At 72.0% G+C, this 18,995-nt stretch carries 23 protein-coding genes; 13 read left to right on the top strand and 10 right to left on the bottom strand.

Annotated elements, in window-relative coordinates; translation table 11 throughout:
• Positions 1 to 420: 420 nt before the first annotated feature.
• The 3 genes from IE290_RS26665 (at position 421) to IE290_RS26655 (ending at position 1,560) form a co-directional block, all read left to right on the top strand.
• Entirely contained in the window at positions 421 to 738 is a 318-nt protein-coding gene (locus IE290_RS26665; protein ID WP_191247398.1) for a hypothetical protein, read from the top strand.
• A 72-nt stretch (positions 739 to 810) separates the two neighbouring features.
• Entirely contained in the window at positions 811 to 984 is a 174-nt protein-coding gene (locus IE290_RS26660) for a DUF6881 domain-containing protein (protein ID WP_191247397.1), read from the top strand.
• Between the two features lie 285 nt (positions 985 to 1,269).
• Positions 1,270 to 1,560, top strand: a complete 291-nt coding sequence (locus IE290_RS26655) for a hypothetical protein (protein ID WP_191247396.1) — start codon at positions 1,270 to 1,272, stop codon at positions 1,558 to 1,560.
• On the opposite strand, the gene IE290_RS26650 is transcribed toward IE290_RS26655, so the two are convergent.
• The 3 genes from IE290_RS26650 to IE290_RS26640 form a co-directional block, all read right to left on the bottom strand.
• Positions 1,528 to 2,106 carry a hypothetical protein gene (locus tag IE290_RS26650; protein ID WP_191247395.1) on the bottom strand — a complete coding sequence of 193 codons (579 nt, stop codon included), beginning with the start codon at positions 2,104 to 2,106 and terminating at the stop codon, positions 1,528 to 1,530. The two genes, IE290_RS26655 and IE290_RS26650, sit on opposite strands and share 33 nt — an antisense overlap.
• Before the next feature lie 78 nt (positions 2,107 to 2,184).
• On the bottom strand, positions 2,185 to 3,123 hold the full coding sequence (locus IE290_RS26645; protein WP_191247394.1) for a PE-PPE domain-containing protein: 939 nt from the start codon (positions 3,121 to 3,123) through the stop codon (positions 2,185 to 2,187).
• 80 nt (positions 3,124 to 3,203) lie between these two features.
• Positions 3,204 to 4,556 (bottom strand): helix-turn-helix domain-containing protein, encoded by a 1,353-nt coding sequence (locus IE290_RS26640; RefSeq protein WP_191247393.1) that lies wholly within the window; start codon positions 4,554 to 4,556, stop codon positions 3,204 to 3,206.
• Positions 4,557 to 4,669: 113 nt separating this feature from the next.
• On the opposite strand from IE290_RS26640, the gene IE290_RS26635 reads away from it, so the two are divergent.
• Positions 4,670 to 5,629 (top strand): AfsR/SARP family transcriptional regulator, encoded by a 960-nt coding sequence (locus tag IE290_RS26635; RefSeq protein ID WP_191247392.1) that lies wholly within the window; start codon positions 4,670 to 4,672, stop codon positions 5,627 to 5,629.
• A gap of 4 nt (positions 5,630 to 5,633) precedes the next feature.
• Here the strand turns inward: IE290_RS26635 and IE290_RS26630 are convergent, their stop codons facing one another.
• Together IE290_RS26630 and IE290_RS26625 are read right to left on the bottom strand one after the other, a co-directional pair.
• Positions 5,634 to 6,275: an enoyl-CoA hydratase/isomerase family protein gene (locus IE290_RS26630; protein ID WP_191247391.1), complete on the bottom strand. Its 642-nt coding sequence runs from the start codon at positions 6,273 to 6,275 to the stop codon at positions 5,634 to 5,636.
• A gap of 3 nt (positions 6,276 to 6,278) precedes the next feature.
• On the bottom strand, positions 6,279 to 6,869 hold the full coding sequence (locus IE290_RS26625) for a TetR/AcrR family transcriptional regulator (protein WP_191247390.1): 591 nt from the start codon (positions 6,867 to 6,869) through the stop codon (positions 6,279 to 6,281).
• A 542-nt stretch (positions 6,870 to 7,411) separates the two neighbouring features.
• On the opposite strand from IE290_RS26625, the gene IE290_RS26620 reads away from it, so the two are divergent.
• The 8 genes from IE290_RS26620 to IE290_RS26585 all read left to right on the top strand — a co-directional run bounded on the left by IE290_RS26620 (position 7,412) and on the right by IE290_RS26585 (position 15,050).
• A complete protein-coding gene (locus IE290_RS26620) occupies positions 7,412 to 7,612 on the top strand; it encodes a MerR family transcriptional regulator (RefSeq protein WP_229874720.1) in 201 nt (66 codons plus the stop codon).
• A 136-nt stretch (positions 7,613 to 7,748) separates the two neighbouring features.
• The gene (locus tag IE290_RS26615; RefSeq protein WP_191247389.1) at positions 7,749 to 8,501 is read left to right on the top strand and encodes a ZIP family metal transporter; all 753 of its coding nucleotides are present in this window, start codon (positions 7,749 to 7,751) and stop codon (positions 8,499 to 8,501) included.
• 243 nt (positions 8,502 to 8,744) lie between these two features.
• A complete protein-coding gene (locus tag IE290_RS26610; protein ID WP_191247461.1) occupies positions 8,745 to 9,965 on the top strand; it encodes an MFS transporter in 1,221 nt (406 codons plus the stop codon).
• Positions 9,966 to 10,041: 76 nt separating this feature from the next.
• The gene (locus tag IE290_RS26605) at positions 10,042 to 10,305 is read left to right on the top strand and encodes a DUF3040 domain-containing protein (protein WP_191247388.1); all 264 of its coding nucleotides are present in this window, start codon (positions 10,042 to 10,044) and stop codon (positions 10,303 to 10,305) included.
• A 334-nt stretch (positions 10,306 to 10,639) separates the two neighbouring features.
• Positions 10,640 to 10,918, top strand: a complete 279-nt coding sequence (locus IE290_RS26600) for a PASTA domain-containing protein (protein ID WP_229874719.1) — start codon at positions 10,640 to 10,642, stop codon at positions 10,916 to 10,918.
• 245 nt (positions 10,919 to 11,163) lie between these two features.
• Positions 11,164 to 12,999, top strand: a complete 1,836-nt coding sequence (locus IE290_RS26595; RefSeq protein ID WP_191247387.1) for a hypothetical protein — start codon at positions 11,164 to 11,166, stop codon at positions 12,997 to 12,999.
• A gap of 154 nt (positions 13,000 to 13,153) precedes the next feature.
• Positions 13,154 to 14,815, top strand: coding sequence for a hypothetical protein (locus IE290_RS26590; protein ID WP_191247386.1), 1,662 nt, complete (start codon positions 13,154 to 13,156; stop codon positions 14,813 to 14,815).
• 28 nt (positions 14,816 to 14,843) lie between these two features.
• The gene (locus IE290_RS26585) at positions 14,844 to 15,050 is read left to right on the top strand and encodes a hypothetical protein (protein WP_229874718.1); all 207 of its coding nucleotides are present in this window, start codon (positions 14,844 to 14,846) and stop codon (positions 15,048 to 15,050) included.
• Positions 15,051 to 15,453: 403 nt separating this feature from the next.
• Here IE290_RS26585 and IE290_RS26580 read toward each other — a convergent pair whose 3' ends face one another.
• The 5 genes from IE290_RS26580 to crcB (IE290_RS26560) form a co-directional block, all read right to left on the bottom strand.
• Positions 15,454 to 15,684, bottom strand: coding sequence for a hypothetical protein (locus IE290_RS26580; protein WP_191247385.1), 231 nt, complete (start codon positions 15,682 to 15,684; stop codon positions 15,454 to 15,456).
• A gap of 94 nt (positions 15,685 to 15,778) precedes the next feature.
• Positions 15,779 to 17,050 carry a YeeE/YedE family protein gene (locus IE290_RS26575; RefSeq protein ID WP_191247384.1) on the bottom strand — a complete coding sequence of 424 codons (1,272 nt, stop codon included), beginning with the start codon at positions 17,048 to 17,050 and terminating at the stop codon, positions 15,779 to 15,781.
• Positions 17,051 to 17,121: 71 nt separating this feature from the next.
• The gene (locus IE290_RS26570; protein WP_229874717.1) at positions 17,122 to 17,541 is read right to left on the bottom strand and encodes a GNAT family N-acetyltransferase; all 420 of its coding nucleotides are present in this window, start codon (positions 17,539 to 17,541) and stop codon (positions 17,122 to 17,124) included.
• 13 nt (positions 17,542 to 17,554) lie between these two features.
• Entirely contained in the window at positions 17,555 to 17,923 is a 369-nt protein-coding gene (gene crcB, locus IE290_RS26565; RefSeq protein WP_191247383.1) for a fluoride efflux transporter CrcB, read from the bottom strand.
• The gene (gene crcB, locus IE290_RS26560; RefSeq protein ID WP_229874716.1) at positions 17,920 to 18,345 is read right to left on the bottom strand and encodes a fluoride efflux transporter CrcB; all 426 of its coding nucleotides are present in this window, start codon (positions 18,343 to 18,345) and stop codon (positions 17,920 to 17,922) included. Before crcB (IE290_RS26560) ends, crcB (IE290_RS26565) begins: the two co-directional genes overlap by 4 nt.
• A gap of 362 nt (positions 18,346 to 18,707) precedes the next feature.
• Here crcB (IE290_RS26560) and IE290_RS26555 point away from each other — a divergent pair, with 362 nt between their 5' ends.
• Positions 18,708 to 18,992, top strand: coding sequence for a DUF3040 domain-containing protein (locus IE290_RS26555; protein WP_229874715.1), 285 nt, complete (start codon positions 18,708 to 18,710; stop codon positions 18,990 to 18,992).
• Positions 18,993 to 18,995 lie beyond the last annotated feature (3 nt).

Here is an 18,995-nt window from a genome sequence, read left to right as displayed (position 1 = left end):
ATGGCGCGGCAGCTGAACGGTTGCTCCGTAGGTTCTGGGTTCGAGCCCCAGGCGCCCCACTCTTTCGCCTGGTCAGCGCGGTCGCGGGGCGCCCGGGGCAAGATCATTTCCCCGCTTTATCCCCACTTTTGCCCGTGGACGGGTTATCCAGGAGCCCTTCCAGGGCAGCCGCCGTGCGGGGTTGACCGACTTCCGGCCGAGGTAGACGTCCTGGGTCATCGAGACCCGAGCGTGCCCGAGGTGATCGGCGATCAACCGCGTCGGCAACGTCCGCATCGTCAAGAGCGAGGGGCGAGCGCGCCGCCGCCGGGAACCGCACGGCCTGCCGCTCCGCTTCGGCCGGTCCCGGCCCTTGGCTTGCTGCGTCCAGGGCCGCTTGTCGACGCCATACTGGCGCTCGTGGCGAGGTTTCCTAGCGACGTGCGGTTCCCGTTCCGCGGCCGGGTCGTTTGGCTGACGCCTGAGCAGGGCGGACGCAACTCAGGGCCGCCACGCGCCGACGACGAGCACGACTACGCCGCCAACGCATTCGTCCCGCCTGAGACTGCCGGTACTGGCCTCGCGTCGTTCGTGCTGCGCGGCCTCATTCCAGGGGCGCTGGTCTCACCAGCGGAAGGGCGATGGCTGGCGGTGGAGAACGCCAGCCCCTACCGGATCCAAACCGGAACGGTCGTTGTGATCACCGAGGGATCAAAGCCGGTCGGGTACTTCCACGTCGAGGACGTCCGGAACGGATAGAGCCTCCGGCGGCCAGGTCTCCGCGCTGCACCTCAGCCCGGATGATGCAGGGAGGCACTCGCAGGAGGACGGATGCCCCGCTACAAGAAGGTGATCTGGCACCACGACCTCCCTGGCGAACCGGTCCTCCTCTACAGCGAGACCGGCGACGACGGCTACGAGACCCGCAAGATGGACCTGCACCGGGGCGGACGCCAGGACTACGCGGACGAGTCGACCTCCAGTGGAACGACGTTTCTGGGCTAGGACCCAGATGAGCAGCGACGAAGTCCGCGGGTGGGTCTTCGAGTTCCAACCCGGTCTCAGTACGAGTCGTCGGCGAGATGGACGCGGTATCGGTCGCACGGGTCAACACGCTGCTGGCCTTGCTCTCCGACGGCTGGACCGTTCACCACGCGGTACGGCGATATCGCCCCCGATGAGGGTCGCCCTGCGGCTGCTGGCACTGCCTCTCAAGACCCGCCGCCGCAGTCCGTCTCCATGGTGAGCCTGAACGTTGCTCCCCAGCGGCAGCCGCGCCAGAATCGGGTCGTGGGTCGGCTTCCGGGACTGCTCCAGGAACTCCTCGGCATCCTCCGGCGGGGCGACCATGACGTCTCCTGGACCGGCTACGCGACCGTCGACGAGCTGATCGCCGAGTTGGAGGCGCTCAGCGAACCCGTCCGGCGTGGGGATCCGGCCGCCTGCGCTCGGCTCCGGCACCTCTGCGTGCCCACCGGCGCCATCCACGAAGTCGCCGTCTCCACTGGGCGGTCCGCGGCCTGGCTGGAGCTCGCCAACGACAAATACTCAGCGCCGCCGGCTGCGGGGCGGGCCCCCTAGCTCACGCAGCGCGCGCTTCTGCAGCACCAGCACCCCTGAAGCCACCGCAGCCGCCGTCGCTCCCAGCGCTGCCATCGGCCACAGCCTGGCGAAATCCGTCAGCGCCCGGGCCGCGCACAGGCCGGCCACGAACCCCAGCGCGTACATCACCCTGGCGACCACCGCCGCGGCCCGCCAGCTCATCAGCAGCACCCGCACGGCCGACACGACCAGCACCAATGACACCACAGCCGCCACCACCACCCCCAGCGCCGCCACGCCCCACGCCGCGATCCGGCTCGCCCACCAGAACGTGACCGTGGCGGCTCCGGCACCGGCCGCCAGCGCCGCGCCGCCGGCCAGCCGGACAGCGCGGCGGGCCGCCAGGTCCCGCCCCGGCCGGCGGACCGCACGCCACCGGTTGCGCACCGCTTCCACCAGCAGGAACACCACCGGCGCCGCCGCCACCAGTGCGAAGCACACCCCCAGCGGCACGTTCCCGCGCTTGAAGAACACCCCGCTCAGCAACACGCCGAAGAACAACGCCAACCCGGCCAGTCCGCCCACGACCCCTCCCCGGAAACGCGAACGGCCCGGCGCACCCCCTCGGCGCGCCGGGCCGCTCTAGCCGTCCTCAGTGGACGGTCAGATGTGCTCGATCCACGGCGCCTGCGCCACGACCTGCTGCCACAGCTCCGGCGGCAGCACCGTGCGGACCGCGTCCCGGATGCCGCGCACCGCGTCCTGCGACGGCTGGAAGTTCCCGTTGAACATCACCCACGGGTTCGGCACGGGCACCGGCAGCGGCGGGCCGTACGGGATCTTCGGCGCCTGCAGGTGGAACTTCGACGGCTGGTCGACGTCGGCGAGCGGGTTCAGCACGTACCCGTGATCGCCGGTGAGGTACCCGGCCACACCGTTCGCGAACGCCGCCAGGTTGGTGAACGGGTTCACCGAGTTGCAGATGCCGTCGTTCTGGTTGCAGATCTCCTTCACCACCACGTCGCCGTAGCTCGGGCGCGGGCCCTGCAACGTGATGCCCCCGACGAACGTCGGCAGGTTCGTCGCGACGCCGCCCGACCCGCCGCCGGCGCTGCCGTCCGGTCCCGCGGCCGGGTCGCCCGGCCGTCGCGGGTCGCCGTAGAGCACGCCCTTCAGCAGGTGAGCCGGAATGTCCCCGCCGTGGGAAAGCGCTTCCAGCTCGTTGCCCGCGACCAGCGCGCCCAGTGAGTAGCCGGTGATGATGATCGTCGAGTCGTCGCACGCGGCGTGGAAGTCGCGCACCGCGCGGTCCAGGTTCGCCATCCCCTCGGCGACCGACTGGTCCATGGTCCGCGTGTGGCCCGGCAGCGGCGCGATCTCGGCCGGGTAGACCACCACCTCGGTGGTGACCCCCTCCGGCACCGTGGCGTTGAACACGAAGAAGTCCGCCCCGTCGCCGTGGCCCGTCCCCCCGAGTTCGAAGATCTTCGTGTGCGCGCAGGACGCGTCTGCCGCGGCGCTCTGCGCCCCCGTCACCGCCAGCCCCCCGGCCAGCGCCAGCGCGGCCAGCCCGGTGACCACTCGTTTCGGCGTGGACAGCATGTTCGCTCTTCCTTTCCCCAGTTCCCACCCGGTCGAGCGAAACGTAGGGCGAGGCCGTGAAATCCCGATGAAAGCGGACTTCAGCGCGCCGCGAACTCGCGACTGAGGTGGTCGTGCAGGCGCGCGTGCCGGAACTGGTACACCGCCCCGGACCGGCGCAGCACACCGCGGCGGTAGGCGTCGTCGAGGAAGTCCGACACCGCCCACGGCAGCCGCCCGGTCAGCGGCAGCCAGATCCGCGCGAACACCACCCAGCGTCCCCACGCGGTCAGCCCGAGCACGTACGCCAGCGCGCCGCCGATCCCGCCGACGAACCCCCACAGCAGCGCGCCGGTGCGCCCGAACACCAGCGGCCCGAGGCTGCCCTCGAGCAGCCCGACGACGAACACCCCGCCCAGCGCCAGCGTCACCCCGAACGTGGGCGCGAACACCAGCGCCTGCAGCAGCACCGTGGTGCGGTTGATCTTCAGCAGCTCACCGGGGTCGGCCGCGGTGAGATCGCACAGCTCGACCGCCGCCGCGGCGGTGAGGACGTCGGTGGCGGCGACCGCTTCGGCGTACTCGTCCGGCCTGCTGGTCAGCAGCAGCGGCAGCGTGGTGGCGTTCAGCGCGCGCAGCGCGGCGCGGCGCAACCCGTGGGCGATCTCGTCGAACCCGTCGAGCACGGGCAGGATCCGGCCGGCGCCGACGAGCGTGGCGGCGAGCGACGGTCCGCCCGGACCGGCCGCGGCCAGGCCGGGGAAGTCGCGCAGCAGCTGGTCGGTCAGCCAGTCGCGGAGGTCGGTGGCGGCCGGGTCCCACGAGCCCAGCCCGAAGATCACCGGCACCGGGTCGCCGCGCCCACGCCCGGCGAGCAGGTCGAGGACGAACCGCAGGGTCAGGATGGTCTTGCCGGACCCGGCCCGGCCCAGCACCACCAGCCGCCCGGACGGGATCCGCCGGTAGACGTCCACCACCTCGTCCAGCCGCCCGGCCAGCGGCAGCGGGCCCGGATCGCCGCCGGGCGGGGCGCGGTGGATGTTGGCCCAGTGGTCGATCAGCGCGTCCGGCGCCGGTTGCCACCGCACCGGGAGCGGGAACGGGTCCTGGACCTGACGCTGTTCCTCCTCGCGGCGCCAGCGGGTGGCGACCGCCTGCGCGAGTTCGTCCGCGGTGTCGGCCAGGACGCGGTCGACGGCGGAGTCCGGGGGCTTCGGGGCGGGTCGCGGCGCCGGGCCGCCCGCCGCGGCGAGCAACGAGTCGTGTTCGGCCGGCGCCAGCCGGAGGGCGTCGGCGAGGAGCCGGACCGTCGCCAGCCTGGGGTCGCCGCGCTCGCCGGTTTCGAAGCCGCGGATGCTGCGGACCCCCACCCCGGCCCGCTCGGCGAGCTGTTCCTGCGTCAGGCCCGCCCGGCGCCGCCACTGCCGCAGCAACGCGCCGAACTCGCTGGTCACGGTCGCCTTTCCGTCGGTCGTGGCCGGTTGCGCGACGATCTTATCGGGCTACCGGCCACAAGTGGCCGGTTCCTGGCCTGTCCGCCGTTCGGCCCAGCGGGGACCTTCGGATCATGCCGATCACCACCCTCACCGAGCGGGAGCGAGCCGTCCTCCGCGCGGTCGGCCGCGGCCTGACCGACGCCGAGATCGCCGCCCGCCTCGGCGTCCCCGAGACCGCCGTGGCCGGCCAGCTGCGGGACATCCGCCGCCGGCTCGGCCTCCGGGACCGGTCGGCGGCCATCGTCTACGCCTTCGACCACGGCATCGCGACCGCGACACCGGCGCCGGGCCCACCGCTGGAGATCTCCGTGCTCGGCCCGCCGCGGGCGTGGCGCGCGGGCGAGCCGCTGGACCTCGGACCGGTCCGGCAGCAGGCGCTGCTGGCCGCGCTGGCGCTGCGCCCGGACACGACCCGCACGAAGCAGGATCTGCTCGACGACGTGTGGGGGCCGGAGGCGCCGTCCGGCAACGTCGTGCAGGTCTACGTGTACCGGCTGCGCAAGTGCCTGGCCGAGCCGGTGATCGCCCGCGACCGGTTCGGCTACCGGTTCCTCGGCGCCGGGGTTCTCCTCGACATCACCCGCGTCGAGGAGATCGCCGCCGAGGCGGAGGCGGCCGCACGCGCTGGTGACCTCGCGGCGGCGGTCGACACGGTGTCGCGCGCGCTCGGGTTGTTCCGCGGCGAACCGCTGGCCGGGCTGCCCGGGCCGTTCGCCGACGGCGAGCGGTTCCGGCTCCGCGAACGGCGGCTGGCGCTGATCCAGCGGAAGGCGTCCTGGCAGCTCCGGCTGGGCCGGCACGCCGACGCGATCGCCGAACTACGCGCCTGCGCCGCGGCCGACCCGCACCACGAGCCGGTGACCGCGTTGCTGATGCGGGCGCTGCACGAGACCGGGCGCCCGGCCGAAGCGCTCGCCGCGTTCGCCCGGCTGCGCCGCCGCCTGGCCGAAGATCTGGGCGTGGCGCCGGGTATCGAGGCGCGTCGCGTGCACGAGGTGATCCGCCGCGGCGCGGTACCGGTGGCTGTCTGAAACCTCAGCCGCGCAGCGCGGACACCGCCGCGGCGAACATCGTCGACTTGATCGCGCCCAGCGTGCCGCGGTCCTTGCCGGCCAGCGGACGCACCCGCTCCACCGCGCGCTCGCGCAGCTCGGACTCCGGCGCGACGTCGTCGACCAGCCCGAGGTCGCGCGCGTCGGGACCGCCGAACCGCGTGCCGGTGGTCATCGACGCGACCGCGGCGGCCGGGGTCAGTTTGGCCTGGATCAGCGCGGCCATGCCGGGGGTGAACGGGATGTTGATGTCGGCCTCGGGGAAGCAGAAGAAACCCCGGTCGGCGCGCATGATCCGGAAGTCGTGCGCCATGGCGAGCATCGCGCCGGCGCCGAACGCGTGCCCGTTCACCGCGGCGATCGTCGGGACCGGCAGGGTCAGCACGCGCGCGAGGAGGTCCTGGACGTCGGCGACGTAGGTCTGCGCCTGGTCCCCGTTGGCCGACAGCCAGTCGAGGTCGAGCCCGTTGGAGTAGAACTTGCCGGTGCCGGTCGTGACCAGGGCGGACGAACTCTCGACGACGGTGTCGAGCGCGGTGTGCACGCTCTTGAGCCAGTCCGGCGAGAAGCGGTTCTCGTCGGCGCCCAGGTCGAGGACGTACACCGGGTCGTGGAAGTGCAGCACGATCTACTCCTTGGCTCGAGGGGGAAGGGCCAGGACGGCCCGCACGGCGGCGGCGAGCCGGTCCCGGTGGTCGGCGCTGGTGTCCAGCCCGCGCCGGAAGAACGCGGTCGGCAGGTCGACCACGCACGTCGTCATGACCTCGACGGCCACCGCGTCCCGCCGGTCCCACATCGCCCGCGACAGCCGGACCAGCAGCGCCACCACGCGCTTGTCCAGGGCGAACAGTGCGTCGGCGAGTTCGGCCGGCAGGTCGGGGCCGAGGAGCTGGTCCTTCTCGACGGTCAGCAGCATCCGGGCCGCGTGCGGGCGGCGCTCGGCGAACACGGCCGGGGCGTCGGCGGCCGCGACCACCGCGTCGACAGCGGATCCCGCGGCATCGGCCAGATCGGCCTGCAGGTCCAGGAAGTCGGTCGCGGCACGCAGCCACACCCGGCCGAGCAGCGCGTTGATCGAGCCGAACGCGTGGTAGATCGCGCCGTTCGACACACCGGCGGCCGCCGCGAGGCTGCGCACGGAGAGCGCGCCGTCCTCGGCGACCAGGCGCTCGGCGGTGTCGAGCAGCCGGTCGAGGTCGTGCACGCGGGGCCGGGGCATGACCGGAACCGTAACAGAGCAGCTGCTCTAAAACTAGCGGCACCGGTCACAGCGCGGCTCGGGGCGCCAAGCGTCCGCTTGCGCCTCGAGTTCGTGGCGGATCTGCCGGCGCGGCTTGACGTTCCCGGACTCGTCGTGCCGCGATGTGCCGAACACGCGCATTTCGCGGCGCGCCCGGCCGCACCCCGGACACCGCAGGCGCCGGAAGACGCGGCGGCTCACCACGTCGTGCCCGTGGCCGACCGGCGCCGCCGTCCGGTGGACCTGACGCCATCTCGACATGTCGTCCCTTCCCGATCCGGAAGTCGGACGAGCCGAAAAGGCTGTTACGAGACCGGGAAAGCGCTCGTCGGAGCGGATGTGCGAGCCCGCCCGGGACCTGCCCGGGACATGGGAGTCGGCGGGCAGGCTCGAACCGATGGTTTCGCTTCCGCGCGAGGACCTCAATAACCCAACTGGGTCAACAAGGACAACAGGGCTATGCGGGCCAAACGGGCCACGGGCCGCGCGCGCCCGACACGTCACCCAATACGGTGACGATCATGACTGCACGCCGACGCACGGTGGGCTCGGGTGAACTCGCGGCCGAGCTGGGCCTGTCTCGGCGGTCGATCAGCCGTTACGCCGAACGCGGCTGGATCCGGCCGGCGCTCATCACCCCCGGCGGCCAGTACCGCTGGGACGTCGAGGACGTGCGCAAACAGCTCGACGCGCTGCGTGAACGGCGGCCGGACCGAGCCTGATCGGTCCGGTTAGGACGGTCTGGCGCATGGTTCGGTAAGCGCTTTCCGCGGCCCGGTCGAGCGGCGGAACCGAGCACGACGCGACCGGGCGCGGGACGATGACCCCTGCCGGACGAGTGTGTGCGAGGGGATGCGGATGCCGGAGTGGCTCGAGGCCGGGGTGTGGGGCCTGGTCGGCGGTGCGGCGCTGGTGATCGGCGCGGCGGTGGCGTGGTTCGTGCGCGTGCCGTCGCGGGTGGTCGCCTGGATCATGGCGTTCGGGGCGGGGGTGCTGATCTCGGCACTGGCGTTCGACCTGGTGGACGAGGCCGAACGCACCGGCGGGCTGCTGCCGACGGCGATCGGGTTCCTCGGCGGCGCGGTGGCGTACGTGCTGGCGAACGTCGCGTTGTCACGACGCGGCGCGCGGCACCGGAAGCGGTCGCACGACCGGCAGCCCTCGGAGTCCGATGTGCGGGGCAGCGGCAGCGCGATCGCTATCGGGGCGCTGCTGGACGGGGTGCCGGAGTCGGTCGTGCTCGGGTTGTCGCTGCTCGGCGGTGGCGGGATCGGGATGTCGGTGCTGGCAGCGGTGTTCATCTCGAACGTGCCGGAGGGGTTGTCCAGCGCCGCCGGGATGAAGCAGGCCGGCCGGGGCGCGCGGTACGTGTTCGGGGTGTGGGGCGGGATCGCGCTGGCCAGCGGGGTCGCCGCGCTGCTGGGCAACCTCGCTCTCGGCGGCGCCGCACCGGAGACGATCGCGGTGATCACGGCGGTGGCGGCGGGCGCGATCCTCGCGATGATCGCGGACACCATGGTGCCGGAGGCGTTCGAGGAGGCCCAGCTGGTGACCGGCCTGATCACAGCGGCCGGGTTCCTGACGGCGTTCGCCCTGGAACGGCTGGGCTGAGTGCGGCTGGGCTGACTGCGGCCCTCGCCACAGCGGAGAAGTGTTAGCAGCGCCCGCTGTAGCCATGGACACAAGGACAGCCGGCGAACCCGCCGGTAACGTGGGGCGCGCCCCTGGGACTGCCCAGGAAATCCGGCCCGGGCACCGACCTGCCCGGGGCTGACGCACGTCCCACCGCCGGGACCCGTTCGGGACCACCCCGGCACTTCGGAAGGAAAGACCTTGCGGCGAGAACTGCCGCCGATGATCCGCGCGCTCGGAAACCACAACTACCGCCTGTGGGCGACCGCCGACTTCGTCTCGGTGACCGGTACGTGGATGCAGGTACTCGGCCTCAACTGGGTCGTGATGGCCCGCACCGGCTCGGCCACCTCGGTCGGCCTGTCGGTCCTGCTCTCGACCCTCCCGGCGCTCCTCGTCGGGCCCTGGGCGGGCGCGATCGCCGACCGGTTCCCGCCCCGGCGCATCATCCTCGCCGGCCAGACCACCCACCTGGTGATCGCGTTGCTGCTGGCCGTCATGGTGTGGCAGGACATGCCGCTGGCCGGCATCTACGGGCTCACCGCTGTCGCCGGCCTGGTCGGCGCGTTCGAATCCCCCGCGCTGGGCCGGTTCGCCGGGCAGGTCGTTCCCCGCCACGACTTGGGCAACGCCCTCGCGCTCGGCTCGATCGTCAACTCCGCCGGACGCGTCCTAGGCATGAGTCTGGCCGGCGTGCTCGCCGCCGCGGTCGGCGACGCGCTCCTGTTCGCGCTCAACGCGGCCAGTTTTGTCGCCGTCATCGTCACGGTCCTCGTCATCCGCACGGCGGAGCTGCACCCGCTCGCCGTCGCAAGGGCCGAACGCGCCGGGGTGCGCGCGGGCCTGGCCTACGTGCGCCGCAGCCACGTGCTGATCGTCCTGTTCACCCTCGGTTTCGTGCTGTCCGGCCTCGGCCGCAACTACCAGGTCACCATGGCCGCCATGGCGCAGGGACCGCTGAACTCGGGCGCCGCCGGCTACGGTCTGCTGTCGTCGGTGTTCGCCGTGGGCACGGTGATCGGCGGTGTCATCGCGGCCCGCGTGCGGGAACTCACGCTCCCGCTCCTGCTCGGCGCCGCCGCGGTGACGAGCTTCCTGCAGAGTGTCAGCGGTTTCCTGCCCGGGATGCTCGGGTTCGGCGCCGTGATCCTGCCGATCGCGGCCGGCGCGGTCCTCATCGACACCGCCAAGAGCACCCGGCTGCAGCTCGACTCGGCCGAGGACATGCGTGGCCGCGTGCTCTCGATCGACGGCGCGGTAGCCGCGGCCGCGGGCGCCACCGGTGCCCCGCTGCTCGGCTGGATGTGCGAGCGGTTCGGCGCGAGCGAGGCGCTGCTGGTCGCCGGTGTGGTCACCCTGGCGGCCACCGGCGTGGCGACGCTCGCCCTGCAGCGGGCGCGCAGGCAGGTCGTCGAACCCGTGCTCGCCACCTCACCGGCCTGAGGGAACCCCGATTGACCTGCGCTGATCCGGGTATCCACTGGAGCAGACCAGTCAACGGCGACCCAGGGGCGGCAGCATGTTGAGCCGGAACGAGCAGCAGCAGCTCAGGGCGATCGAGCAGTGGTTCGAGCTCAGCGACCCCGAGCTGACCAGAGCACTGCGCGAAGGCCGGTTCCGGCATCCGGGCCTGTCCCGCCGGCTCCTGTGCGTCACCCTGATGGTGTTCGGCGGGATCCTGATCGGGCTGGGCGCGGTCGCCGCCCACGTGTTCCTGCTGTTCGTCGGCATCCTGAGCCTGACGACGGGCGTGTGCCTGCGGATCGGCGCGCTCCGGCCGTGACGGCGGGCGCAGCGCTCGCATCTCGGTGACGCCGCGACGGAGGCCAACGTGCGCGAGCACGCACCACTCGTCGTCAGCCGGTCACCGGCGCGCGGTCACGGACATCGACAGCGGTGGGTCCGGCGGCGGCATCGGCGGCTCCGGTGGAGTCGGCGGCACCGGCGGTTCGGGCGGTGGCGGCGGCACCGGTTCGGGACCCGGCCCGGGCGGGATGGGCTCGGGACCGGGAGGCACGGGATGCACCATGACGTCCTCCTCGGTCGTGGTCGACGTGTCCGGTGTACCCGGTTCCCGGCTCCGGCGAACGTCGTCGATCTGCGCCTAGACTGGTCGCATGCGGCGACACCGGCCGGTAGTCGAAGTGCCCGACGTCGTGGGCCTTGGCGCGGACGACGCGTGCGCGATCGTGCGCCGCGCCGGGCTGATCCCCGCCGGGCCCGAGGGCATGCCAGCGCCGGAGGACGGCGTGGTCGTCGCGCAGGCGCCCATCGGCACGGCCGGCGCCGAGGCTGGCGCCACGGTCGTCCTGATCACCCAGCACGGCCGCCGCCCGTCGGACGACCCGATCACGCCGCCGCCGACCGAAGAGGCGGACACCCTCCAGCCCGCCTGATCGAGCCCACTGTCCGTAGTGGACACACCCCGACATCACTCGACAGGGTGACACGGGGAACTTTTTCTGTGGGTGATTCCCAACCTTTGACACTGGTTTGACGCTGTCTGGGGCAAACGGAAACATTCCGCTCCATGTTGATCAGTCCCACGCACTGACCCGAAAACTTCCCCGTTCCACATTCCGGGGGAGAACTGTGCCCAATTCCGGGCACGCGTTTTCACGGGAACGAACATGGAGAAGGCATGCGCCTGAAATCGCCAGGATGGCGAAAACTGTTGACCGGCACGGCGGCCGTCGCACTGGCCGCCGGCGCCGTGACCTACACCGGCACGAGCAGTGCCTACGCGGACGTGCAGGTCGTCACCGACGCGAAGACCGCGGCCGACGGCAAGCAGTACTGGGTGGAGAACCACCTGGTCGGCGGCGATCTCGCGAAGATCCGCAGCGAAGGCGGGCAGCGCAAGGAATGGCTGCTCGTCTGGGCCGGTGACGAAAACATCGCCGACACGGCCGTCAAGGACGTCAAGAACCTGCCCGGCACCATCAGCGGCGGGCTCAACAAGGCGAAGAACGCCCTGCCCGGCCCGGACTTCCTCGCGGTCATCGACGCCACCAAGGGCTCGCCGACGTACGGCAAGGTCGTCAACACCGCCACCGTCGGCCCGCTGGTCGAGAACGAGCCGCACCACATGCAGTACGTGTGGCACAAGGGCGACACGATCTACGCCGGCGCGCTGTTCGCCGCGGCGACGTACGCGTTCGACGTGAGCGCGTTGCCGCAGCTCAAGCTCAAGGGCGTCAGCCTGCCGACGCAGACGCTCGGCGGGTCGGTGCCGGACGCGTACTGGGTCCTCAAGGACGGCACGGCCTACGGCACCTACATGGGTGGCCCGGTCGCGCCCGGCCCGTACACCTACGCCAACGGCCAGACCGTGATCAGCAACGGCTTCGCCGGCAGCCCCGGTGAGGTCGTGCGCTTCGACGAGAACGCGCAGGTGCTGTCGCAGACCTCGGCGGCCACCCCGCAGGGCGACAACGCGAAGCTGTGCGAGAACCTGCCGACGCTGGGCCAGCCGACCTGCGCCAACCCGCACGGCATCCAGGCCCGCGAGGACCTGAACACGCTGGTCACCAGCGACTACGCGGAGCCGCGGAACATCATCCTCGACCCGATCAAGCAGCCGTCGCCGTACCTGCGCCGGCCGACCGTCCGGACCTGGGACATCTCCGACCGCAACAACCCGAAGCTCAAGGCCGTGTCGTACCTGCCGGACGGCCCGCGCGCCGGCGACTACGACCCGCTCTACGCCGAGAGCCGGGCGGTCATGGAGACCACGGTGACGAACCTGCCGGGTCACAAGGGCGCGTTCGCCCAGACCATGCAGGGCGGCGCGGTGTTCTACACGCCGGACATCACCAAGGCCGAGCCCCACTGGTACCAGGTGTGGGACGACGGCGCGGCGAACCGGGCGCTGGGCAACAACGACAGCATCGGCGCCAGCTCCAACGGTGGCTGGATCCAGACCAGCCCGGACGACCGGTTCCTCTACCGCGCCATCCAGGGCCGGCAGAAGGGCACGCTCGGACCGGACGACCCCGGCACCACCGGTGGCGTCTACATCCTGAACATCGAGAACCTGCTCGCGCAGGGTCCCGACTGGGCGGGCCCGGGCATCCAGACGAAGGAGCAGGCGCGCAGCGGCGCGGACAACGGGGTGCTGCCCACGCTCGCCGGCGCGGCGCCGATCAACCCGGGCACGCCGGGTGCCGGCCCGCACTGGGGCGCCTACGACAACTTCGAGCTGGGCGAGGACGGTTTCTACCACGAGATCACCTCACCGGACCGCCTCGCGGTGTCGAACTACTTCGTGGCCCGGTCTGGTTTGGACGGTGACCACAAGGTCAACATCGTGAACCTGACGCCGGGCGGCAAGGCGTCGGTGGACCAGGAATTCCGTGACGAGTTCACCGGCCAGGTGGGCATCAACTTCAACCGGAAGTCGTGGCCGCACGGCGATTTCGGCAACGCCAAGCCCCACTCGGAACTGTTCGTCGTCGCTGACGCGGACGTGAAGTAAGCAGGTGGCCGTGCGTGGCCGGGCGGACCCGGCCACGCACGGCACGCGTCCGTCAGGGGTGGTGGCCAGGCCCGTCGGCGGGAGGCCGGGGTTCCGCCGCGCACACCGCCACGCAGGCCGCCCGAAAACTAGTTCTTGCTGGAAGAGGTACCTCATGGACCACGGGTCCCACCCGGTCACCGGCTCGGCCGGGCTGGATCTGGCCGCGCTGATCGTGCGGCTGGTGTTGTTGCCCGCCACGGCGTTCGTCGCGGGGGTCGGGCTGCTGCGGCCGCAGGTGGACACGCTGCCGCGCCGGCTGTGGCAGATCACCGCCGCGTTGGGCGGGCTCTCCGCGGTGCTGGCGGTGGTGTCGGCGGTGGCCTTCGACGTCAACGTCGTCGGGGCCGTCGTGCACGCGTTGCTGGTACTGGCCGTGCCGGTGCTCACCGCGCGGCGGCCGCCGGTCGGCCGCTGGGTGGCCACCGCGCTGCTGGTGCTGCTGGTCCTGGAAACCGCGCTCGGCCGGTCCGGGGTGGAGTTCGCGATCGACACGGTGTACGTCGCGGCGACGGCGGTCTGGTTCGGACTGGCGTCACTGGCACTGGCGCGCGCGGAGACGCCGCGGCTCGGGCCGTTGTCGTGGACGCTCGGCGGCGTGCTGGCGCTGGCCGGCGCGGTGCAGCTGGTCCTGTCCGGGGTGGCGTTCGACCGGCGGCTCTACGACACGTTGTTCGGGATCGCGCTGCTGGCCGCGTTCGTGCTGCCGGTCGTGGCGGCCGTGTTGTGGCGGCGGGTCGCGGTCGTCGGTGTCGCTGCCGCGTTCGTGGCGTGGAGCGCGTTCGTGGCCCTGCCGGCGCCGGCCGAGCTGCCGGTGCCGGGCGTGCCGCTGCTCGCCGACGCGGGTGGCACGCCGGTGCTGGTCAGCCCGCAGCGGCCGGGGGTGAACCTGGTGCACCTGCCCACCGCGGGTTCGGTCCGGGTCGGCGACGGGCCGGCCGTCCAGGCGGTCGCGCGCCCCGGCGCGGCGGGCTTCTGGGCCGAGGTCGAGCTGCCCGCGGGACGCAGTGAGCTGGTGGTGGGCGACCGGACGGTCGAGGTGGACACGGGATCCTTGACCGCCCTGCAGACGGCATCCGGGTCGGACGGGCCCGAGTGTGCGACCACCGCGCTGGGCGGTCTGGTCGCCGGGCGGAAGGACGTGCTGACCAGCTGCCCCGCGGACGCACTGTCCGAAGCGGACGCTGACGCGCTCCGCAAGCTCGTGGGTTTCCTGGCCGCGCGGAAGACCCAGTCGATCACGGTCGTGGACGACGCGTCGCCGCGTGCCACGGAAGCGGCTCGGGTCGTGCGGGACGCGGCCGCGGCTGATGGGGTCGCCGTGCGTCCGGATGGTGCCGCGCTGCTGGTGGTGGCGGGCTGGGCGCAGGCGGCCGCGGCGCTGGACGGTGCGGCCGCGGCGCAGCGGGAGCGGCCGGCGTACCCGTACGGGCTGTACGTCGCGCCGTGGCTGCTGACGGGGCCGCTGGTGAACACGGTCGCCAGCTCGACGGTGCCGCTGCGGTTCGACCCGCGGGAGCAGGCCGCGGTGAGCTACGCCGTCGCGCTGGACAACGCGTTCCCCGGCGAGGCGGCGACCGTGACCGGGTTCCGGCAGTGGCTCGGCCCCGAGCAGCCGGAGGCGCGGCGGGTGCAGCTGTTCGCGTCGGCTCAGGTCAACGCGATGCCGATGGCGCCGGGACAGCAGCACGCGCCGGGCATGGACTCCCCCGGCGAGGGTCCCGGGTTCTTCATTCCACAGGGGACGGTCGTGCCGATCAGTTTTCCGCTCGGTTGAGACGGGCGGAGCAGAAAGGAGAGTGCAAGTGCGCAGGAGTGTGGCGAGGGTGCTGGCCGGCGGCGTGATCGCGGCCGCGGCGCTGGGGCTGGGCGGCGGCGTCGCGAGCGCCGACGAGGTGCCGATCTGGGTCGTGCCGGGCGCGGACGCGGGCCCCCTGCTCGACCCGACGATCGGCCTGCCGACGACGGTGCTGGCGCCGGTCTACGGCCTGCTGACCGAACTGGCGGGCTGAACACCCGAGAGGGCCCCGCACCAGGTGGGTGGTGCGGGGCCCTCTCGGCGTGTGCAGGAGCACGCCGGGTGGCGCTCCCTTTGTTGTTTTCTAGAGCCAGAAATAGATCCGCGCGCGCGAGGTTGGTGGTGCGGGGTTCTGTTTCTGGCTCAGCGTTCAGGCGTTCCCCAAAGTCCCGGCGCCAGTGGGCGGCGCCCACCTCGGGATTACTTTGGTGCTCCGGCTCAGCGTTCCGCCGGTTCCCCAACAAGATCCCCCGCGCCCGTGGGCGGCACTAGCCTCCTTGCCGTTCCGGCGAACGCCCGGCGGCGCCCCGGACCGGCACAGCCGCCCCGGCCTTCCACCAACCCCAGAAAAGAGCCCCGCGCCAGGTGGGTGGCGCGGGGCTCTTTCGTGCTCAACCTCAGCCGAAGCTCGGCAGGAGCTTGCCCGGCGCCGCGTTGAGGGACCGGACCAGCCCGATCACCGGCACGCCCAGCGGCGCGAAGGTGTAGGCGTTGTTGAGGTTGGTCGTGTCCGGCTCGTCCACGACGGCCACCTCGCCCGGCGCGGCCAGCGCGGGTGCCGCGGCGCCGAGCACGGCCGCCCCGGCGAGGGCGCTCGCGACGAGGCCCCGGATCACGGTCTTCTTCATGTTCCCACCTTTCTGTCGTCGGGGATTTTCCTTCCCCGCAAAGAGAATGGCAGGACAACCGGGTGGTTGTCCTGCCATTCCAGGGCTTGGGAACTCAGCAGATCGAGTCCGCCGGCTTCGGGTTCGCGAGCCCGAACAGCGGCCGCAGCTTCAGGCCGATCCACGTGCCGCCCAGCGCGAAGACGCCCCACAGCCAGCCGTGCAGGCTGCCGGTGGAGATGCCGGCCAGGTAGGCGCCGATGTTGCAGCCACCGGCCAGCCGGGCGCCGATGCCCATCAGGATTCCACCGAGGACGGACGCGATCGCCGTGCGCCACGGGATTTCCGAGTGGATCTTCCAGGTTCCCGCCGCCGCGGCCGCGACCGCCGCGCCGAGGATGATGCCGATGTCGGTGAGGCTGGTCTTGTCCGTCCAGATCGGACTGGCCAGCGACTTGGCGTTGCTGGTGGTCTGCCAGAACTCCCAGGTTTCCGGGTGCAGGCCGATCAGCTGCAGGAACTTCGCGCCCCACAGGGCGAACGCGAACGTCACGCCCCAGGTGCCGCCGGAGACGAGCACGACCGCGGCGGCGAGCACGGCCAGCACGACCGCGCCGACCAGCAGCGGCCACGAGCCGCGGAAGACGCGCGCGAAGCCCTTCGCGGTCGGCGGCACACCCACCGGCGGCGGGTTGCGGCGCGCCTGCACGATCCGGGTCGCGACGACGACCAGCCCGAGCACCGCGATGGTGATGGCCCACGAGCCGAACCAGCCGACGTGGTCGGCGAGCAGCACGCCGGACACCTGCGGCCAGCCGTTGAAGATCGGGAACGCCCAGGTGTAGAACACGGACCCGGCGATGAACCCGCCGAGCGTCAGCACGATCGACGACTGTCCCGACCCGACGGCGAACAACGTGCCGGACGCGCACGCGCCGCCGAGTTGCATGCCGATCGCGAACAGCGCGGCCCCGACGAACAACGCGAGCCCGATCGGGCCGGCCGTGGCCTTCGGCGTGGTGCCGAACAGGCCGGTGCCGGTGCCGATGAGCAGCGCGATCAGCGTCGCGGCGGTGCCGAGCAGCAGGGCGTGGGCGCGCAGGCCCTCGCCGTTGCCGACCGCGATGAGCTGCCGCCAGGCCGAGGTGAACCCGAAGCGCGAGTGGTACAGCGCGAGGCCGAGGAACAGCCCGATGACCAGCAGGGCGCCGAACTTGCCGCCGTAGGTGGCCCAGACGTACCAGCTCAGCGCGACCGACCCGGCGGCCGAGATGGCGAGCGGGACCTTGCGGACCGGCTCCTCGGGCTCCGGTATCGGCGCGGCGCACGAGGTGGGCGAGCGCAGCAGGAAGTTGCCGGCCGGCGGCCGGTCGGTGACAGCGGACACAGAGCACTCCAAAACGGGCCATGGGGATGAACCACGGACCACGTTAAGACTCCGTGAACCGTTCGCCCAGGTCATCCCAGAGTGCGGTACGCCATCAGGCGGCTGGGCTCACAGGTGAATCCCAGCCGCTGGTAGAACGGCACGACCTCGGCCGCCGCGACGAGTTGCACACGTCGTGCACCCGCGACCTGCACCAGTCGTTCGACCATCCGCCGGCCCAGCCCGGCGCCCCGGTGATCGGGATGGACCACCACGTCGACGATCAGCAGGTACATCGCGCCGTCACCGACCAGCCGCGCCATGCCCACCGGCCCGGACTCGCCGCGCGCCAGCACGCCGTGGACGGAGCCGTCCAGCGCGGCGCGGCACACGTCGTCGTCCGGGGATGGCCAGCCCACCGCGGCCCGCAGCGCGCGGTACTCCGTCACGGTGGGCAGCCCGTCCTCGACAGCTGGTCCGCCGGCGCCGCCTGCTGGATAGGAGGGGTCCACGTGTCGCCTCTCTTCACGCCGTCAACGCTTGCGCCACCGCATATCCGCCGTACGCGCCACCGAGCCCGGCGGCCACGCTGACGACGACGTTCACCACCGCGTAGGCATACGCCTTCTCCTCGACCAGCCGCAGCGTCTCGAAGCTGAACGTGCTGTAGGTGGTCAGCGCGCCGCAGAAACCGGTGCCCAGCAGCGTGACTAGCGGGGCGGGCAGCGCGGTTCCGGCGCCGGTGAGGCCGCCGAGGACCAGGCACCCGGCCACGTTGACCAGCAAGGTTCCCCATGGGAACGCTCCGTAGTACCGCGACCGCACCGCGCGGTCGGCGAGGTAGCGCAGGGGCGCCCCGACCATCGCGCCGGCGACGACGAGCACGGCCGTCACCGGCGCGCCAGTCGTCGGGTCAGGGCGACGCCGCTGACGACGGCGAGCATGGCCGCCAGGAGCGTCCCGCCGAGGTAGGCGAACGCAACACCCACCGAGCCGGGCTTCAGCAGCCCGTGGACTTCGACCGCGTAGGTCGAGAACGTGGTGAACCCGCCCAGCACGCCGACCCCGAGGAAGGGCCGGACCAGGCGGTGGGTCACGCGGACCTCGGTGACCAGCACCATCAGGACACCGATCAGGAAACAGCCGGCGACGTTGATGACGAACGTCGCCCACGGGAAGTGGCCCGGCGCCGCGGGCCAGGCGGCGGTCAGCTCGTACCTGGCCAGCGCACCGAAACCGCCGCCGGCCGCGACCGCCGCGATGACGGGCGCCTGCGATCGGCGGACAGTGGTGGCCGCGCCGGGATCACCGCTCACGGCCACCACCGTAACGTCTCAGTCGGCCTGCTTCGGCTCCTCGACCAGGTCCTCGAGCAGGCGGTCGAAGTCGAACTCCTCGCGCAGCGCCTCGAAGATCGGCGTGTCACCGATGACGCGCTCGTCGGTCTTGCTCATCACAGCACCTTCTCCCTCGCCCGCGCGTGCACTCCCACACGGTTCGTTCTCGCAGGATCGGACGCTCTCCCCTCGCCCTTTGGTTCCTGCGATCGGGTTAACGGGAGGTAATATTACCTACTCACCGTGAGCGCGCATCTGACGACAGCCAAAGCACAGCGCAGATCACATCGTGACAACGAGCCCTCGGCGAGCGATACTGGTCAGTAGAGGCGGTGCGGGCGATGGCACTCCACGGTGAAGAACAGCGACGGCTCTCGGAGATCGAGCGGCAACTGGCCGCCGAGAACCCGCGTCTGGCGCAGCGACTGGCCGAACTCCGGCCGATGCGCGTCTCCGGCATCCTGCTGTCGGTCCTCGGGATCCTCTGCTCACCGGTGATCGGCCTGTTCCTGCTGGTGGCCGCGGCCCAGTCGCAGGTGCTGATCCTGTTCGTGATCGGAACCGTGTTCACTTCCGTGGTGCCGACGGCGCTGATCTGGCGCGCCTGGCTGCACCGGCTGCCCTGACCG

This window comes from Amycolatopsis deserti, from assembly GCF_014653945.1.
In the GTDB taxonomy this organism is placed as follows: domain Bacteria; phylum Actinomycetota; class Actinomycetes; order Mycobacteriales; family Pseudonocardiaceae; genus Amycolatopsis_E; species Amycolatopsis_E deserti.
The sequence above is the reverse complement of the archived record's forward strand: the minus strand, read 5'-3'. Positions and strand labels throughout refer to the sequence as shown.

Excerpts from the sequence above, each read along its gene's own strand:
- IE290_RS26620 (WP_229874720.1), top strand. The coding sequence starts at position 7,412 with ATGACTGCACGCCGACGCACGGTGGGCTCGGGTGAACTCGCGGCCGAG.
- IE290_RS26590 (WP_191247386.1), top strand. The coding sequence starts at position 13,154 with ATGGACCACGGGTCCCACCCGGTCACCGGCTCGGCCGGGCTGGATCTG.
- IE290_RS26635 (WP_191247392.1), top strand. The coding sequence starts at position 4,670 with ATGCCGATCACCACCCTCACCGAGCGGGAGCGAGCCGTCCTCCGCGCG.
- IE290_RS26660 (WP_191247397.1), top strand. The coding sequence starts at position 811 with ATGCCCCGCTACAAGAAGGTGATCTGGCACCACGACCTCCCTGGCGAA.
- IE290_RS26615 (WP_191247389.1), top strand. The coding sequence starts at position 7,749 with ATGCCGGAGTGGCTCGAGGCCGGGGTGTGGGGCCTGGTCGGCGGTGCG.
- IE290_RS26645 (WP_191247394.1), bottom strand. The coding sequence starts at position 3,123 with ATGCTGTCCACGCCGAAACGAGTGGTCACCGGGCTGGCCGCGCTGGCG.
- IE290_RS26595 (WP_191247387.1), top strand. The coding sequence starts at position 11,164 with ATGCGCCTGAAATCGCCAGGATGGCGAAAACTGTTGACCGGCACGGCG.
- IE290_RS26605 (WP_191247388.1), top strand. The coding sequence starts at position 10,042 with ATGTTGAGCCGGAACGAGCAGCAGCAGCTCAGGGCGATCGAGCAGTGG.
- IE290_RS26610 (WP_191247461.1), top strand. The coding sequence starts at position 8,745 with ATGATCCGCGCGCTCGGAAACCACAACTACCGCCTGTGGGCGACCGCC.
- IE290_RS26555 (WP_229874715.1), top strand. The coding sequence starts at position 18,708 with ATGGCACTCCACGGTGAAGAACAGCGACGGCTCTCGGAGATCGAGCGG.
- IE290_RS26625 (WP_191247390.1), bottom strand. The coding sequence starts at position 6,869 with ATGCCCCGGCCCCGCGTGCACGACCTCGACCGGCTGCTCGACACCGCC.
- IE290_RS26580 (WP_191247385.1), bottom strand. The coding sequence starts at position 15,684 with ATGAAGAAGACCGTGATCCGGGGCCTCGTCGCGAGCGCCCTCGCCGGG.
- IE290_RS26600 (WP_229874719.1), top strand. The coding sequence starts at position 10,640 with ATGCGGCGACACCGGCCGGTAGTCGAAGTGCCCGACGTCGTGGGCCTT.